A 16,901-nucleotide genomic window follows, 5' to 3' on the forward strand; every position below is an offset into this window, starting at 1 on the left:
ATAGAGATGGCCCAATTAATTGCATGCGTTTCATAATGATGCTACATTTTAGGAGATACTATTAAAAACAATCCTTAGGAGGACGAAACCTTGGCATTGATTACTTGTAACTTTTTCTCTGAAGCATTGGGATTTAGCACGTCTATGACCGTTATATTGCCGCAGCAAACTTCGACTCAAATTGGCTTGAAAAATAGCAGCACACGCAAGCTGCATCCTACGCTTTATCTATTACATGGGTTATCTGATGATGATACGATATGGTCTCGTAGAACATCTATCGAAAGATATGTAGCTGAGCTGGGATTAGCAGTCATTATGCCGAATGTTCATAAGAGCTTCTATACAGATATGGAATACGGTGATAAATATTGGACTTTCCTTACGGAGGAGCTTCCAGCAATCGCACGCTCCTTCTTTCCTCTATCAGACGATCGCGAAGATAATTTTGTTGCAGGCTTGTCGATGGGAGGATATGGTGCTTTCAAATGGGCGCTTCGGCATCCAGATCGTTTTGCCGCAGCATGCAGCTTGTCTGGGGCGTTAGATATGGTCGGTCATACCAAACGTACGGATAATGCGCTTGGAAGTCGATTGTACCAGCTTATATATGGAGATAAACAACTCGAGGGATCAGATGATGACCTGATTCATGTGCTAAAGAAGCAATCAAAGCTTGATTTGCCAAAGCCGGAGCTATTCCAGTGCTGTGGAACCGAAGACTTCTTGTACGAAGACAATATCGTATTTCGAGATGCTTGTCTGGAAGCGGGATATCCACTTACCTATGTAGAAGGACCGGGAACTCATGAATGGGGATACTGGGATACTCACATTCAGCTTTTCTTGCAGAGCTTGCAGTTGAAGCATGAATAATAGGTAGTAACACCGCAAATTGTACTATTTCTAATATGAAGTAGAAGATTGAAGCTATTCTATGAAATTGATAATGAGGCAGTCTCACTAGCGAAAGCTGTGAGCCTGCCTTTTTTTGTTGCGTAATTTGCAGCTTACATCTCAACAGGGATCGTTGTGACAGCGTTATCAATTCAGTGTAATGTGACTGGAAATCGGTGGATTGTTGTCTGTTTTTACCTTCCTCTGGACTCTATACTGAACATGAGAGACAGAGTAGAACTTTAGGAGGGGATGAAATTGAGACTATGGCATAACGTCTGGAAACAGAGAATGCTTTTTCTGTTCATGCTGCCTGGCGCGGTTGCAGTGTTTTTGTTCGCATATGCGCCGATGCTTGGATTAGTCATAGCGTTTCAAGATTATCATGTAACGGACGGTTTTTTTGGCGGAGAATTTGTTGGGTTGGAGCATTTTCAAGCTTTTTTGATGGATTCTGAGTTTTTCAACGCACTTCGCAATACTCTCTTTATTGGAGGGCTGATGTTATTGTTTGGATTTCCTGCGCCAATTCTGTTAGCCCTTATGATCGATGCGGTCGGAAATACGAAAGTCAAGAGAGTGATGCAGTCCATAACTTATTTACCACATTTCATTACATGGGTGTTTATTTCCAGCTTAGTATATCGGCTGCTGGAAACGGAGAGCGGAATCGTTAATCTGATCCTGATGAAGCTAGGCTTTTCATCTATCCATTTCATGCAAAATCCAGATTATTTCTGGGCTATTCTCATAATCACCTCAATCTGGCAGAGCGTGGGATGGAATACTATTATTTATTTGGCAGCGATTACTAGTATCGATCCTGAGCTGCACAGTGCCGCTATGGTGGACGGAGCTAATCGCTTTCAGAGAATGATCTCGATAACGATACCATGTATACTGCCTACGATCGCGATATTATTCGTTCTATCATTAGGCTCGCTGTTTACGGTTAATTTCGAAGCAGTATTCAACCTGATGAACGGATTTGTCCAGTCTAAGGCTGACGTCATTGATACCTATATTTACCGCACGGGTGTACAAATGGCTGAGTTTTCATATGCAACGGCAATTGGATTTGCCCGCTCGCTAATCACCGCTACACTAGTCGTGATCGGTTATATCATCTCGAATAGAATCAATGATACAAGATTGCTGTAATAGGAGGATAAGGAATGGAAACCTACTCACGGGGAGAGAAAATGTTTTCGATAATAAACTATATGTTACTGGCCGTACTATGCTTGGTCATGATCTATCCATTTTTATATGTGTTTCTATATTCCATAAGCGACAGTGTGGCCTCATCGGCAAGAACCTTGACCTTATACCCTGTGAAGCCGACATTATACAATTACAAGGTCGTGCTGACGAATAGCGGTATATTGAACGCTTTTTTTATCTCTGTCGCACGTACGGTTATAGGAACGATTGCCCATGTAATCGTTACTACGATGGTTGCTTATGCGTTATCTAAGCGATATTTGATTGCGAGAAAGACGTTTTTGACTTATTTTATGATTCCAATGTTTTTCAGTGGAGGGTTGCTTCCATTTTATGTGGTTGTCGTAAAGCTGGGGCTTACCAATAGCTTCTGGGTTTATATTCTTCCTGCGCTGTTCAGCACATTTAATATGCTGCTAGCTAAAGTGTTTTTTGACCAAATACCGAAGTCGATGGAGGAATCGGCTGCAATTGACGGTGCGGGAGAGGCAAAAATTTTTTTCCAAATAATACTACCGTCAAGCTTGCCCATATTAGCGACACTTTCCATATTTGCCGGCGTTGCACATTGGAATTCATGGTTTGATGCACTGCTGTTCGTGACCAAGCAGGACTTATTGCCGGTGCAGACATTACTGTACAAAATCATTCTTGAATCGCAGGCGACGACGGTGGAACAAATTATGAGGATGTCGCAGAACGGTAACGAATCATCTATTTCTTCGGAAGCAATTAAAATGACAACCTTAATGGTATCGACATTGCCTATTCTATTCATATATCCTTTTATGCAACGTTACTTTGTCAAAGGCATGATGCTGGGGGCAGTGAAGGGCTAAAGCTGTCATAGGGTTAAGGTATTGCCGGTTTCTTTCATAAGAACCGTTGATATAGACAAAAAAATCAATCAGGAGGTCATCATTAATGAAGTTAAAACGTATTGTTGCTCTTGCTTTGTCTGTTATGCTAACGCTTTCAATTTTAGCTGCTTGTTCAAAAGGTGGCAACGAAAATGAGAAACCGGAACAAACTGCAGCTCCAGTGGAAAGCAGTAAGATGGAAGACGATGAGAAAGTGGAAGAACTGTTGGAGTACACCTTTCTCGATACGATCCATCCAACGGCTCCGCTCGGCTATAACAATCCTAATGATGTCGTAACACCGGAAGTAGAGAAAATGTTCAATATTAAAGTAAAGGATGTCATCTTCTCCGCTGGAACCAGTCCGGTTGAAAGAATCAATATGCTCATTGCTGCGAACAATTTACCGGATGTTGTGTTGGCTGACAATCCTAATCTATCTGTATTGTACGCAACCGGTGCTTTCGAGGATTTGACTCCGTACAAGGATTTGCTGGTTCATACAGATAAATTCGTATCCGATACAGGCTGGAATATGCTCACCCAAAATGAAAAGCTGATTGCTCTGCCAACCAATGCCATGGCGGATCAGTCTAATCCAGAAGTGAAAGCGTTAATGGAAGGTGATATTCATTACCGGTCGCCGTTCGCTCAAAACCTTTTCGTGAGAGAAGATATTTTGACAAAGCTGGGCTATTCGTTCAAAAAGGTGGCGGATCTTCAAGCCGAGCTGGATGCCACTCCCCGCCAGCTCACCTATGACGATTTAGTCTTGGAACCTGCAATTGACACGCCTGAGAAGTTTGAGAAGCTGTTGTATGACATTAAGGCTCTTGATTTAAAGGAGAATGGAAAATCGGTTATTCCATTGGAGCTTCCGGATTGGGGCGCCTATCACTTAAGTCAAATCTATGCGCCGAATGGCGGTTATTATGCTAATCCAGGCACGGGCGAAGTAACGGGTTGGATCAATAACCCTTACATGAAAGAGTATTATTCTCGACTTCATCAATGGTTCAAGGATGGCGTTCTAGACAAGGATTATCTCATTCAAAAGCCGGAACAGCTTCAGGAGAAAACGGCTTCAGGTCGAGTAGCCGTAACATTCTTTACCCCTGACTTTAATGCGGCTCGTCAAAATCTGAAAGCAATTAATCCCGAATATGAACTTCGTCCCATTCCATGGCCAAAGTCGCAGTATGAGCTGGAAACTGGAAATCCTTCCTATATCGACGCAGCTTATCCCGCTGGCTTCTCTAATATTCTGATTAAGAAAGGCTTTAAAGACGTTCCTCGCCTGTTGAAATATTTCGATTGGTTTCAGACGGAAGAAGCGATGGAGCTAACGGCTTGGGGTCCGGAAAGTGCAGGGCTCTATGAAGAAATCGATGGCAAACGTGTGTTCAAAGACAAGGAGCTTATGGCGTCCCTTGATGGCGATGCGACGTCCCCTAATGGACGCAACGCTGAATATTACGGAATTAACAATTCAAGCAAGGCGTTTCTGACAGTGCCTGCAACCTTCTATAACAACAAGCTATATCGCAAGTCACCGCCAAAATTCGATGCTTGGGGAGATTTACGAGCAACTGCAGGGAAGAGCAAGCTAAGCCCTGATGGTACTGTGCTTCCATCTAGCGGCGTTAATTCGAATAAAACCTCTCAATATTATTGGAATACATTCCGTACAACAAAAACCGCTCAATTACTCATTTCGAAAAATGGGGATGAATTCAATAAAATGTGGGATGAGCTGGTGAAGGATTTTAACGAAAAAGGCGAGTACGATGCGGGAATCGAAGAAATGAAGCCCTTCTTTAAAATTTCACTTGGAAAATAACAGGGAACAGAGGTTGTTGAGATGAAACTAGGTGTCATTGGGTATGGAAAACGTATTTCAGAAGTCATCCAAGAAATAAAAGCCATAGAATCGGGTTGCAGAGTGACGGCCATTACAGATGTACGTCATAGTGAAATTAAGGAAGGGCTCGATTCTCATGAATTGGAAAACATCCGATTCTACGAGTCTCCTGAAGAGATGCTGGAGAATGGTCCTTATGATGGTATCTTGATTGGCACTAGATGCTCACTTCACACCGAAATGGCGATGAAGGCTATACCGACAGGGATTCCAGTGTATTTAGAGAAACCGGTTGCGACCAATCTTGAAGATTTGAACCGATTACGGCAGCTAGAAGAGAAATGGGGAAACAATGTTGTTGTTTCCTTCCCTCTTCGCCATACCCCTCTAGTGCAATTGGCAAAGGAGATTATTGACTCCGGAAAAATCGGAACAGTGGAGCATGTTCAGGCGGTCAACAACGTTACGTACGGGGGGGTGTATTTTCAACATTGGTATAGAGATGAAGCAGAAACGGGCGGAATGTTTCTACAAAAAGCGACTCATGATTTTGATTACATCAATTACTTAGTGGATTCGCGGCCTGTTAGAATTAGCGCAATGACCTCCAAACAAATATTCAAAGGAACCAAACCGGCTGGATTGCAATGCAGCGACTGCGAAGAGCAACAGAGCTGCCCCGACAGCACGGTCCGTTTCAGCAAAGATCATGTCATGTCCACATGGAAGTATTGCTGCTTCGCGGAAGATACGGGAAATGAAGATTCCGGCAGTGCACTTATTGGTTATGAATCCGGCATGCACGTATCCTATTCACAGAACTTTTTCGTTCGCAATCAGGCGGGGAGTCGAGGGGCAAGACTTGCGGGGTATAAAGGAACAATCGAATTTGATTGGTGCACTGATCTGCTGAAGGTGTATATGCACCATACATCGAGAGTTGAAACCTATCAAATGAACACAAGCCATATTTCACATGGAGGGGGGGATGCGGCGCTAGCACAAAATTTCATTGCGCTAATGGAAGGAAGGGCTGTTTCCGGAACTCCCCTGCAGGAAGGAACACTAAGCGCTCAATTATGCCTGAAAGCTAGAGAGTCTGCCCGGACGGGAACATTTCAGCTAATAGATTGACCACCACTGAGAAGGAAGGGATGGATGTAATGAGAAACAGAAGAGGAAAACCTTTGTTGATACTGCTTCTGGTTTCTGTATTAGCGATTTCTTTCATGCATGGGTCATCGATGAAGCGGGTTCATGCCAATTCGGCAACTCCTCAAGTAGGTATATGGTACAGCACATGGTACGCCAAAAAGGGAGCCTATTTTTGGTCGGAATTTCTTGGAGCGAACTCATCTAATCAGTTGTTAGGGGATGCCAATGGCGACGGTAAAGCGGATGCGGTAATCTTCAACAATTCTAATGGCACGTGGTCCGTCGCGTTATCGAACGGGGACGGATTCAATGCGGCTGCTACATGGATAATGGGGCATGGGACCGGCTCTAAAAGCCAGTTTGTAGAGGATCTCAATGGTGATGGTAAATCAGATTCCATTGTCTACTTCCAAGAAGACGGAAGCTGGTGGGTGGCGCTATCAAATGGAAACAGTTTCGGCTCTTATACAAGATGGAACATGGGACATGGGGTAGGCTCTGATAAACAAATGATGGGTGACGTGAATGGTGATGGGAAATCCGATTCCATCGTTTACTTCGCCAATAGCGGAGATTGGTGGGTATCTCTTTCCAATGGGGGAGGATTCAGCAGCGCAAGCAAGTGGATCACAGGACATGGTGTGGGCTCCAAAAGCCAGCTTATTGCTGATGTAAACGGCGATGGGAGTGATGATTCCATCGTGTTTTTCAACCAAACTGGGAGCTGGTGGGTAGCGTTGTCGAATGGAGCCAATGGATTTTTGGGTTATTCCCAATGGAAGATCGGTTTTGGTTCCGGCTCCTCTTCTCAACTGGTTAATGATACGGACGGAGACGGGAAGGCAGATGCTGTTGTCTTTTTTGATAACAGTAGTCCTAATGGAAATTGGCATAGAGCGTTATCAAGTGGTAACTCTTTTGTTGCTGGACAGGAGTGGAAGCTTCGCCACGGCAATGGCTCTTCTCGAAGATGGTTGGCAGATATTTATGGAACTGGAAAAGCAGCGCCAATAGCCTTCTATTTCAATACGGGCTTATGGAAAGCAATGCCTGCTGACGACTATTATTTCAAGCCAAACCTGCTGAACACATGGGAAGGGGGATTGCTGCCGAGCGGAAGACCCATTAAGTATTTGCCGCGAACCAATGGAAGCTACACGACTTATGACAGTGCTGATCCAGCCGTCATTGACGAGCACCTTGCCATGCTTTCAGAAGCGAAAATCGACTTTCTTATTCTGGATGAGACAAACGGAATCAATGTAGACAACGGCTACATTAAAGAAAGGGCTGCAGTACTAGCCAGTAGAATCGCTCTATGGAATGCCAATAGCAACAATCGTCCTATAAGGTACGCGATAGCCATCGGGGCCATGCAAAGCAGCCATCTTCCTGCAACGATGGAGGATGAAAGCGCTATTGTATGGGATGAATTCGCCAATCATCCTCTTTATGGCGGGCAGGAGAATTACTATCATCTCAATGGCAAACCGTTGATTGTATCCTATGCGGAGTATGGGGACCGGACGCAATGGGAGCAATGGAACGGTGTCAAAACGGAATCGAATCACTTTACCGTGAGATGGATTCAGGGAAAAGTACCGTGGGAAGCTGGTTCTTCGTTTGAAGGTACACCACCGGCGAACGATTACGGATTATACCTGGGATGGAGTTATCCGCAAGGGTCGATGGCTAATCCTGATGCTATGGTTGTCATGCCAGGACAAAATAATAATGTCGGCTATACCGTTTCCAGAACGTATAACGGTATACGAGGCGGGTTCTATAGCCAAATGGGATGGAATCGCGTGCTTCAAGAGGATCCCGGCATGGTAGTTATTAATTCTTTTAATGAGTTTGCAGAAGAGACAGCTGTTCAACCGGCAGATACGAGCCTGCTTGAATCTCCAAGCGAGAAGTGGCTGGATGCCTTGGGTCATCTTAACCCCGACTTGTATTGGAATTTAACCAAGCAATACATTAACGATTGGCTCGCAATGCAATAGTCGCAACGCAATGATTTTATATGCAGGAACAATATGAATGGAGGTAACGTTATTATGAAAAAAGTAATGATCTCTTTCTTGTGCATTATGATTTCTTTTTGCGCCAGCGTTGCTGCAGCTCCGAAGCAGCCTGAGAAGCACGCCTTTCCGAAAGTAGGTAAAAAAGGTGGTTTAAATTCGCAGATCGGGATTTGGTACACCGTGTGGTGGGACGACAAAGCGCCTTATGTGGACCATTGGCAGGATTGGACGCGATACAAGCCTGTATTGGGGGACTATGCATCAGACGATCCTACAATCATTCGAACTCACATGGAATGGATTAAGCAAGCAGGCATTGATTATATCATTTTGGATGATACAAACAGTCATTTTGCCGATGGAGGAAATATTGCGCAAAACATAGAGGCTATATTTGATGTTGTTGAAAGCATGCCGGAGGGAACCGCTCCAAAAATTTGCTTCGCGATTGGAGCGGGTCAATATGCTGGCAACAGTGTGGAGGCGCATATGACGGAGGTTAACTTGATTTACGATGATTATGCGCATAGACCTTCTTATTATCAATGGAAAGGAAAACCTCTTCTAATTGATTACACGACCCGGAATTGGTTTTATCAATGGGATGACGACCGTTTCACCGTTCGATGGGCGACAGGCTCAACATCTGAAGGTGCGAATGTTGCTCCGGATACCGGTTTATGGGGATGGGTGTTTGATCAGTATGTTCCCAATAAAGAGGTGGTAGGCGTCATGCCAGGCTGGGATACGGCCCATGTGGGAAGAGGAACGGTTCCCATTGATCGGGAGAACGGCAAACTCTACGTTGATTTATGGACGGAAGCGGTGAAACGCAATCCGGAAATGATCGTGATCGCCTCCTTCAATGATCATGGGGAAGAAACAGGGATTGAAGCGATTGTTCCCCGTAATGGAAACGTGTTGCCTTGGGTAGATGCTCATGGAAATCCGACACCGGATTGGTACCAGCAAATTACGCAAGGCTATGCAAGCTTGAAACAGGGTTTCCTGGAGGGTTTCTATTACTCCTTGGAAGGCAGTGAAGAGTTATTCCAATACGAGAACGGAGAAATGGTAAGACGATATGAAGCTCCTCATCATAAGCCTGTCATTGTAGTGCCAGAACAATATTTTACGGGGAAGCCTTATAAGGATGAGAAGAAGCCAAAGGATTCAAAGCTCGCGATCGATGTGTTTCAAACCTGGGTCGAAGACTTCAAGGGTCAAAATGACAGCTGGAGCTACAGAACGCTGCTGGACAACGGGGAAACGACATCATCCCTGACAAATGGAGCCGAGTTTCATGATATTACAAAGGGAGCTTTAATGCCGATGTTTGAACAGATGCCGAAGGGGGCACTGAGAACTGAACGCAAAGGGTTCAAAGTTCACCCCGCTTGGATGAATACAGTGGGCTGGTCAGAGGGTTCGGTTGACTTGACGCTGCCGAAATCTAACAAGCTGTACTTGACTTATTATCCAGGAAAAGTGAGGCCGGAAAGTGATGGCGTTACGCTGTCAGTCTCTGTAAATGGGCAAGAAATTGCTTATCAATGGATAACTGGCGAGGCTGGATGGAAGGATCAAGTGAAAATTGATTTGGCGGCCTATTCCGGAAAATCTGTAAAGCTATCCTTTAAGGTAGGATGGGGAAGAGAAGAATTGGGGGATAGCGCTACAACAGCTTTCGACGCTTTCTTGATCGGTGATCCACAAATTAGGACGAAATAATAACGAGAGTTAAGCTGGCAATGATTTCTCCATTCGCTTTATTTGGACTGGAGAAATTATTGCCCCTTTTTACTATGAGAGGAGAGTGGTGAAGCTATTGAATAAGCTTCTGATCACTACTGAGATCAAAAACTATGGCGGGGCTGCAACCTTGTTTCTAAATGGCGAGCCGCGCTGCGTCAATGCCTATATCACCTATTTGAATGAGCATGCCTGTTATGAGGATTTTGCCGTGCAAGGCATTCATATGTATTCCATTCCGGTATATCTTGCTGGCAGAGGAATAAATTCGGATACAGGAATTGGTCCTTTCCGCAAAGGGCTGTGGGATCAACCTGATGAAATGGATTTTGGACCATTGGAAAGTGATGTCATACAGCTGCTCCAGGCAGATCCAGAAGCACTGATCTTCCCTCGCATTCACCTGGATATGCCGGAATGGTGGGAGGATAAATACCCTGATGAGCTGAATCAGCTGTCGAATGGGATAACAAGGAGGCAGTCCTTCTCCTCACTTCGTTGGCGGGAGGATGCGGGCGAGGCATTGCTTCAAATTATTGAATATTTACATGTTTTCCATTCTTCCCATATCATCGGTTATCAGCTTTGTGCCGGTGGGACAGAAGAGTGGGCTTATCACGGCTGGCCGAATGCGGATTACGGAACAGCTGCTGAACGATCGTTCAATGAATGGCTGAACCGGAAATATGACGTGGGAGTCTCGAATACGTGCAGTATCACTGCAGCTAGAGCAGAAGACATAAAAGAATCGAAAGATGTGTTTCTTGATCCAACACAGGACAAGAATAGGATTGACTTTCGACTTTTTTTGAACGAGGCAGTTTCGGAGTCTATTTTCTATTTCAGCAGACTTGTTAAAAATGCTGTTCAAAACCGATTAATTGTGGGCGTTTTTTACGGTTATGCTATGGAAATTACTGATCCAAGAGCTGGCCATCATGATATGAGGCGGTTATTGAGAGAGACATCTATTGATTTTTTTTGCAGTCCCAACAGCTATTTGGGAGTTAGAAGACCGGGTATTGACTGGCCTTTTATGACGGCTGCAGGTTCTATTCAGCTTCACGGCAAGATGCTGTGGATGGAGTGCGACACCCGAACCCATCTGACTACCCCGTTAAAGGTGGCTAGGCCGTCTATATGTCCACCGGGCAAGTATGAAGGCGGGGTATGGGAAGGACCTGACAAGCTTGAAACATCGATTTCATTATTGATAAAAAATTTCGGCCGCTGCTTGACCTCAGGAGTAGGGCAGTGGTGGTTCGATATGTGGGGGGGATGGTATGCTGATCCTGCGATTATGAACCTTATGCAACATTTCCAAAGACTAGGCGAGCAATCCCTAAGTTATAGCGACCGAGGCTCTAATGCTAAAATAGCAGTAATTATTGACGAGAAAGCATATGCCCAATTGAGACCGGAAACTAGCTTGGCGAATTCTTGGACTTATATGCAACGTATGGGTCTGGGGTTGTTAGGCGCACCATATGACATCTATGATGTTGATGATCTCTGTAAACTCAACCAGAAATCTTACAAGTTGTTTCTTTTTCTTAACGTAATCCACCATACTGAGAGTTTGTTTGATGAAGTGAATGCAATTATCGAACAAGGAGGGAGTATCTGCTGGACATATTGTCCGGGTATTGTGACGAATAATCAATCCGCTATTGACATTGAATCCATAAGCAGATTAACTGGATTTAGATTAAAATCGATAGTAACGAACCATCTCTGTGCAGCTGTAGAATACGCTCCGGGTGATTGGTTCCATATAGAGACTCCGAACTCTGAGCCTGAACTTGTATGCTACGGCTTGAACAAGCCTATCAGCCCAATCATAGTAATTGATGATCCTGAGGCCGTTCAACTGGGAAAACTTCAAAATACGGCGTATTGCGGTCTTGCCGTAAAGAGCAAAGAAGAGGGTAATGTCTATTACTCTTCCGCACCTGATTTGCCTTCCGGGTTACTTCGTGCGATTGCTCAAAGAGAAGGTGTACACATTTATTCGCATACGGACGATGTTGTTCACGCAAATGCCCATTTTCTGTGCATTCACGCGGCAAGTAAGGGGGACAAAATACTGTATTTGCCATTAATTTGTGATGTACGCGATGCCTTTACGGGTGTGACTATAGCCAAAGCAGCCGAACGATTCATTGTACATCTAGCTAAGCATGAAACGAAACTGTACCAGCTGCTTCCACACCACTCCTGATAGGGGGATGTATATGCCACCGTTTAAGCTGTTGATTGTTGATGATTTTTTTGTAGAGAGAGAGAACGTTAAAGACATTGTGGAGGGTTCTTCGTTGGATCTGGTTGTAATGGCGGAAACGAGCAACGGTTATGAGGCGCTGGAAGCCATTGAACGTGAGCGCCCAGATTTTATACTGACTGATATCGAGATGCCCTTTATGGATGGTTTGGAATTGGCAGAACAGATCAAGCTGCGGTATCCCGAAATCCATATTATCTTTTTTACCTTTTACAACAAATTCGAATATGCGAAACAAGCGATTCATCTTGGCGCATCTTCATTTATTCTAAAGCCAATCGTAGAAGATGAACTGATTGCAGAGCTGGGACATATCATTGAGGCAAGGAAAAAACACTGTCTGTTGGAGGAAGAAGAGAAGCGGCTAATGAATCTATTAAATGAAAGCTTGCCGCTTCTTGTTCAGAAGCTGACAAGAGACTTGTTCTATGGAACGTTCCGCGAGCAGGAGGAGCAGTCCATTTGGGAGAAGCTCTCGTTCTACTCCATTCCTTTGATGGAAGGTCACTATGTGGTTATGGCGGCAGAGATTGATAGGATCGAGCAAACCTTTGCCAATGATTCGGTTGAGTACCGGGAGATGCGATTGCTGCAATTTTCTCAATGGATGGAAGACATTCTGTGCGATTCTGCTTGTATATGGTGCGGAACTGCAGATGGGAAGTGGGCGATTCTGTTGTCTTATCCTCTTGGAATAACAATGGAGAAGCTATTGGATCAAAGCTATCAGACCGCGGAAAGAGTCATTAACAGATTTGAAGTAGAGGATATAAGTTTGTCTATAGGAGTGAGCAATTCTGTCAATTTGCTAAGCTTGGTGCCCGTCAAGTACGAGCAAGCCCAAAGAGCATTATCACATAAGTTCAATATCGGTTATGGTCGAATGATCAGTATTAACGATGTTGAAGATTGGAATGAAATGGATAACGATAACGATGAGGATATTTTGGGCTGTATCCGTAACGACTTGAAAGCGCTGTTTTTGAGCGGAGAAGTTGGAAAGGCCGAATTATATGTAGAACGTTGGTTTTACACGAAACGAAAAATAACTCCTGAATCTGCAGGCAACTTGTGCTTCGCGACGGTTCTCTATTGCCAAGAGTTGCTTAAAGAATGGAATCCGGAGCTTTCTGCGGAATTTAGCAATGCCTCCATTCAATGGGATTCATCTATTCGCTGTGAAAGCATTGGGGATACCAAAGATAAGCTGACAACTTATCTGAATTTTGCCTTAAGTCTGATACAAGCAAAGAGGGGTTCACAAGCTGGCAATATCGTCGCCAAGGTGAAAGCGTACATTAGAGAGCATTATCAGGAGCCGTTAACCGTCAAACAAATTTCAGATTTTCTTCACTATAGTCCTAATTATGTGAACTCGCTGTTCAAGCAGGAAACAGGAGGGACGTTATTAGAGTATATTACTTGTACCCGTGTAGAAGCCGCGAAACAGCTCCTGACGGAAACGGATCGGAAGGTGTACGATATAACCATTGCAGTAGGTTATAGCCATGAAACTTATTTCCGAAATATATTCCGACAATATACTGGCCTTACTCCGAAAGAATACCGGGATAAAGTCAATCAAAAGCAAGCGTAGAGGAAGGGAGCCGACCATATTGATAAATCAATGGTATATATGGTTCCAAAATCTGAGTTTGAAACAAAAGCTCATTGTAATGTTTGCACCATTAGTTTGTTTGATTGTTCTTTGTTCAGGTCTGATTATTTATCATATATCCAAAAACCGAGTGGAGAACATGAGCAGGATGCTGCTGCTGCAAAATCTGAAACAAACGGGAGCGCTGGTTGATTATAAGCTGGATTCCTATCTACTCAAGTCTAAAATTATTTTCGCTAACACGTCTTTGCAATCTCTCTTGATGGAGCAGTATGGCGACTTCTATAGTCTGTATAACACTTACAATCAAGTGAACAAAGTGCTTGAGCCAGTCTTGAGCGAGATGACCTATTCCTCGTCTACCTTTTCTTCCGAAGGCAATAAATTGCTTAATGTGACGATGTATATTCATAATGATACATTGTCAAAGGAGGGAGGTTTGCTTAGAAGTATGAAAGCAATCGAGAATGAAGTGTGGCTTCAGCAGTTGAGACAAGCTTCAGATAAATATGGCTGGCGTTGGCTGTACGAAGAAAGCGGGCACCGGTATATCTCCATTGATCATATCCTTATGTCTTTCAAAGAATTGCAGGAGCTAGGTGTTTTAACGATTAATATTCCAGAAGAAGTGTTTTTGAAATTGTTACAGCAAAACAATGAAGACTCGCAAGCGGATTGGATTATGTTCAACGATTCACATGAAGCCATTCGGAGCAGCACAAATTCATTGTGGACTAAGGAAGTGATGGATGACATATTAAGCGATGCTGATCACGAAGATAAAGTGGAAAAACGTATCATAAACAATCAACCTTATTTAATGGCATCGATAGAATCAGAAGTAACGGATTGGCGGATAGCTGCCTTATTGCCGTATAGTATGGTTACTGATCAATTGAAGCCGATTGGACTGGTGGTTTCCGTCATTTTGTCGGTAAGTCTACTTCTATGTCTCTTAGCAATCATTTTCATCGCACACTTGACAACAAGACGATTAAATAAGATTACCCGAAAAATGTATCGCATGAAAACCAATTGGAATGAACCTTTGCCTATTATTTCTGGAAATGATGATATCGGTCAGCTTGATAGTACGTTCAACGAACTAATCGGGGCATTGAAAGACATGACCGATGAGCGTGTGCAATTGCAGCTGCAGAAATCGACGCTGCAAGTTGAGCTGCTGCAGGCACAAATTAATCCCCACTTGTTGTACAATACGTTGGCAACGGTGCGGTGGAAAGCGAAAAAAGCGGGAGCAGTTGAGATTAGCAACGTTACGGAAGCGTTAATTCGGTTCTTTAAGCATTTCCTGAATAAAGGAGAGAATCAAACGACGATTGGCCGGGAGATAGAGATGATTCAAGAATATACTAAAATTCTTAAATTCACATACAATATTGAGTTCGAAGTAATCTTTGATGTGGAAACAGATATATTATCCTTTAAAGTACCCCATCTTTTGCTGCAGCCGATTGTAGAGAATGCCGTCGTTCATGGACTTCGCCCTAAGAGTAAACCGGGAAAGCTTACAATAAAAGGCAGAGTTAGCGAGAGTGGTATAAGATTTGAAATTGAGGACGACGGAATTGGAATGACGCAAGAGAAGACTGATAGATTAAATAATGGCGAGCAAAAAAACGAGGTCTACTCGGGCTATGGCATTATGAATGTCAGGAAAAGAATCCTTTTGAGCTGGGGATCTCAATATGGTGTTACAATTCATAGTGTGCAAAGTATCGGAACGAAGGTGGAATTGTATATACCCCATATTTCATCATCATGAGCTATGATCAGGTTAATAGTTTGAAAATAAAAAAAGGGTAGTTCAAGCCGATCTGCATAGATCTGCTGAACAACCCTTTTTTATTGAAGACTAAAAGCTTATTCGTATTTCGGCAGCCAATCACCATGTGCTTCGATCAAGTCATCACACATCGATACGATGTCATCCATCGAAAGCTCTGCGGATGTATGTGGATCAAGCATAGCAGCATGGTAGATATGATCGCGTTTACGAGTCATAGCCGCTTCGATCGTAAGTAATTGCGTATTGATGTTAGTACGGTTTAGTGCCGCCAGCTGAGGTGGCAAATCTCCGACATAGGTTGGTGAAATGCCGCTAGCGTCAACGAGACATGGCACTTCTACGCAAGCTTCCTTCGGCAGGTTCGTGATTAAGCCTGTATTCATAACGTTGCCGCCGATCTTGAACGGATTGTTGGTTTCCATCGCTTCCAAAATATAAGAAGCATATTCATGACTGCGGCAGTGCTCTAAATTGCGGTCATTAACGAGCGAATCACGCATCGTTTTCCAGCCTTCAATTTGATTGATACAGCGGCGTGGATATTCATCCAGCGGGATATTAAAGCGCTCGATTAGGTCTGGATAATTACGTTTTATAAAGTACGGATGGTACTCCGCGTTATGCTCGGACGATTCAGTAATATAGTATCCGAATTTCAGCATCAGCTCAAAACGAACCATATCATGATGCTTTTCTTTCTGCTTCTCGATAGCGCGACGTTTAATTTCAGGATAAAGGTCAACACCGTCTTTGCTTGCTTCAAGCAGCCAAGCCATGTGGTTGATGCCCGCAATTTTATATTTAACATCGGTAGGATCCATACCTAGGTTTTTGAACAATTCTGGCAAGCATACTTGTACACTATGACAAAGGCCGACTGTTTTAACTCCACCGTAGGTGTTCATGACATTTGTTAAAACAGCCATTGGATTCGTATAGTTCAGGAATTGAGCGTCTGGACATACCTCGTTAATGTCTCTAGCAAAATCCATCATGACAGGAATGGTGCGCAAGTTTCGGAAAAGACCGCCGATACCAACTGTGTCGGCAATGGTTTGGCGTAAGCCGTATTTTTTTGGGATTTCAAAATCGGTAATCGTGCACGGATCATAGCCGCCTACTTGTATAGCATTAATGACGTATTTTGCGCCGCGCAATGCTTCCTTACGATCAGTAAAAGCTTTAATCTGACAAGTGCTTCCGCTAGTCTGCTTCATGTTGAGCAGCATTTTCTCTGAATCGTTAAGGCGAACGGGATCAATGTCAAATAAAGCGATTTCGAAGCCCTGCAACGCTGGAGTCTGCATAACGTCGCCGAGTATGTTCTTTGCAAATACGGTACTTCCTGCTCCGATAAATGTAATTTTAGACATGTATAATAGCCTCCTGTAACTTTGTGATGACACCTTTAGTATA

General features: G+C 43.8%; 11 protein-coding genes. 10 read left to right on the forward strand and 1 reads right to left on the reverse strand.

What is annotated here, in order from left to right; translation table 11 throughout:
- Nucleotides 1-90: 90 nt before the first annotated feature.
- The 10 genes from AC0YN7_RS07675 to AC0YN7_RS07720 all read left to right on the forward strand — a co-directional run bounded on the left by AC0YN7_RS07675 (nucleotide 91) and on the right by AC0YN7_RS07720 (nucleotide 15,461).
- Complete coding sequence (locus tag AC0YN7_RS07675) at nucleotides 91-876, forward strand: alpha/beta hydrolase (RefSeq protein WP_475809367.1); 786 nt, start codon at nucleotides 91-93, stop codon at nucleotides 874-876.
- A gap of 279 nt (nucleotides 877-1,155) precedes the next feature.
- Entirely contained in the window at nucleotides 1,156-2,058 is a 903-nt protein-coding gene (locus AC0YN7_RS07680) for an ABC transporter permease (RefSeq protein WP_475809368.1), read from the forward strand.
- A 14-nt stretch (nucleotides 2,059-2,072) separates the two neighbouring features.
- Nucleotides 2,073-2,960, forward strand: coding sequence for a carbohydrate ABC transporter permease (locus tag AC0YN7_RS07685; RefSeq protein WP_475809369.1), 888 nt, complete (start codon nucleotides 2,073-2,075; stop codon nucleotides 2,958-2,960).
- 85 nt (nucleotides 2,961-3,045) lie between these two features.
- On the forward strand, nucleotides 3,046-4,821 hold the full coding sequence (locus tag AC0YN7_RS07690) for a type 2 periplasmic-binding domain-containing protein (RefSeq protein WP_475809370.1): 1,776 nt from the start codon (nucleotides 3,046-3,048) through the stop codon (nucleotides 4,819-4,821).
- A gap of 21 nt (nucleotides 4,822-4,842) precedes the next feature.
- A complete protein-coding gene (locus tag AC0YN7_RS07695; RefSeq protein ID WP_475809371.1) occupies nucleotides 4,843-5,976 on the forward strand; it encodes a Gfo/Idh/MocA family protein in 1,134 nt (377 codons plus the stop codon).
- Nucleotides 5,977-6,005: 29 nt separating this feature from the next.
- The gene (locus AC0YN7_RS07700; protein WP_475809372.1) at nucleotides 6,006-8,003 is read left to right on the forward strand and encodes an FG-GAP-like repeat-containing protein; all 1,998 of its coding nucleotides are present in this window, start codon (nucleotides 6,006-6,008) and stop codon (nucleotides 8,001-8,003) included.
- 54 nt (nucleotides 8,004-8,057) lie between these two features.
- Nucleotides 8,058-9,755, forward strand: a complete 1,698-nt coding sequence (locus AC0YN7_RS07705) for a glycoside hydrolase family 71/99 protein (RefSeq protein ID WP_475809373.1) — start codon at nucleotides 8,058-8,060, stop codon at nucleotides 9,753-9,755.
- 88 nt (nucleotides 9,756-9,843) lie between these two features.
- Nucleotides 9,844-11,997 carry a hypothetical protein gene (locus AC0YN7_RS07710; RefSeq protein WP_475809374.1) on the forward strand — a complete coding sequence of 718 codons (2,154 nt, stop codon included), beginning with the start codon at nucleotides 9,844-9,846 and terminating at the stop codon, nucleotides 11,995-11,997.
- Between the two features lie 13 nt (nucleotides 11,998-12,010).
- The gene (locus tag AC0YN7_RS07715; RefSeq protein WP_475809375.1) at nucleotides 12,011-13,654 is read left to right on the forward strand and encodes a response regulator; all 1,644 of its coding nucleotides are present in this window, start codon (nucleotides 12,011-12,013) and stop codon (nucleotides 13,652-13,654) included.
- A 19-nt stretch (nucleotides 13,655-13,673) separates the two neighbouring features.
- Nucleotides 13,674-15,461: a sensor histidine kinase gene (locus AC0YN7_RS07720; RefSeq protein WP_475809376.1), complete on the forward strand. Its 1,788-nt coding sequence runs from the start codon at nucleotides 13,674-13,676 to the stop codon at nucleotides 15,459-15,461.
- A 98-nt stretch (nucleotides 15,462-15,559) separates the two neighbouring features.
- On the opposite strand, the gene melA is transcribed toward AC0YN7_RS07720, so the two are convergent.
- Nucleotides 15,560-16,858, reverse strand: a complete 1,299-nt coding sequence (melA, locus tag AC0YN7_RS07725) for an alpha-galactosidase (protein WP_475809377.1) — start codon at nucleotides 16,856-16,858, stop codon at nucleotides 15,560-15,562.
- Nucleotides 16,859-16,901: the final 43 nt, after the last annotated feature.

The organism is Paenibacillus sp. J31R122 (assembly GCF_056269185.1).

Excerpts from the sequence above, each read along its gene's own strand:
- AC0YN7_RS07685 (WP_475809369.1), top strand. The coding sequence starts at position 2,073 with ATGGAAACCTACTCACGGGGAGAGAAAATGTTTTCGATAATAAACTAT.
- AC0YN7_RS07690 (WP_475809370.1), top strand. The coding sequence starts at position 3,046 with ATGAAGTTAAAACGTATTGTTGCTCTTGCTTTGTCTGTTATGCTAACG.
- AC0YN7_RS07695 (WP_475809371.1), top strand. The coding sequence starts at position 4,843 with ATGAAACTAGGTGTCATTGGGTATGGAAAACGTATTTCAGAAGTCATC.
- AC0YN7_RS07700 (WP_475809372.1), top strand. The coding sequence starts at position 6,006 with ATGAGAAACAGAAGAGGAAAACCTTTGTTGATACTGCTTCTGGTTTCT.
- AC0YN7_RS07705 (WP_475809373.1), top strand. The coding sequence starts at position 8,058 with ATGAAAAAAGTAATGATCTCTTTCTTGTGCATTATGATTTCTTTTTGC.
- AC0YN7_RS07715 (WP_475809375.1), top strand. The coding sequence starts at position 12,011 with ATGCCACCGTTTAAGCTGTTGATTGTTGATGATTTTTTTGTAGAGAGA.
- melA (WP_475809377.1), bottom strand. The coding sequence starts at position 16,858 with ATGTCTAAAATTACATTTATCGGAGCAGGAAGTACCGTATTTGCAAAG.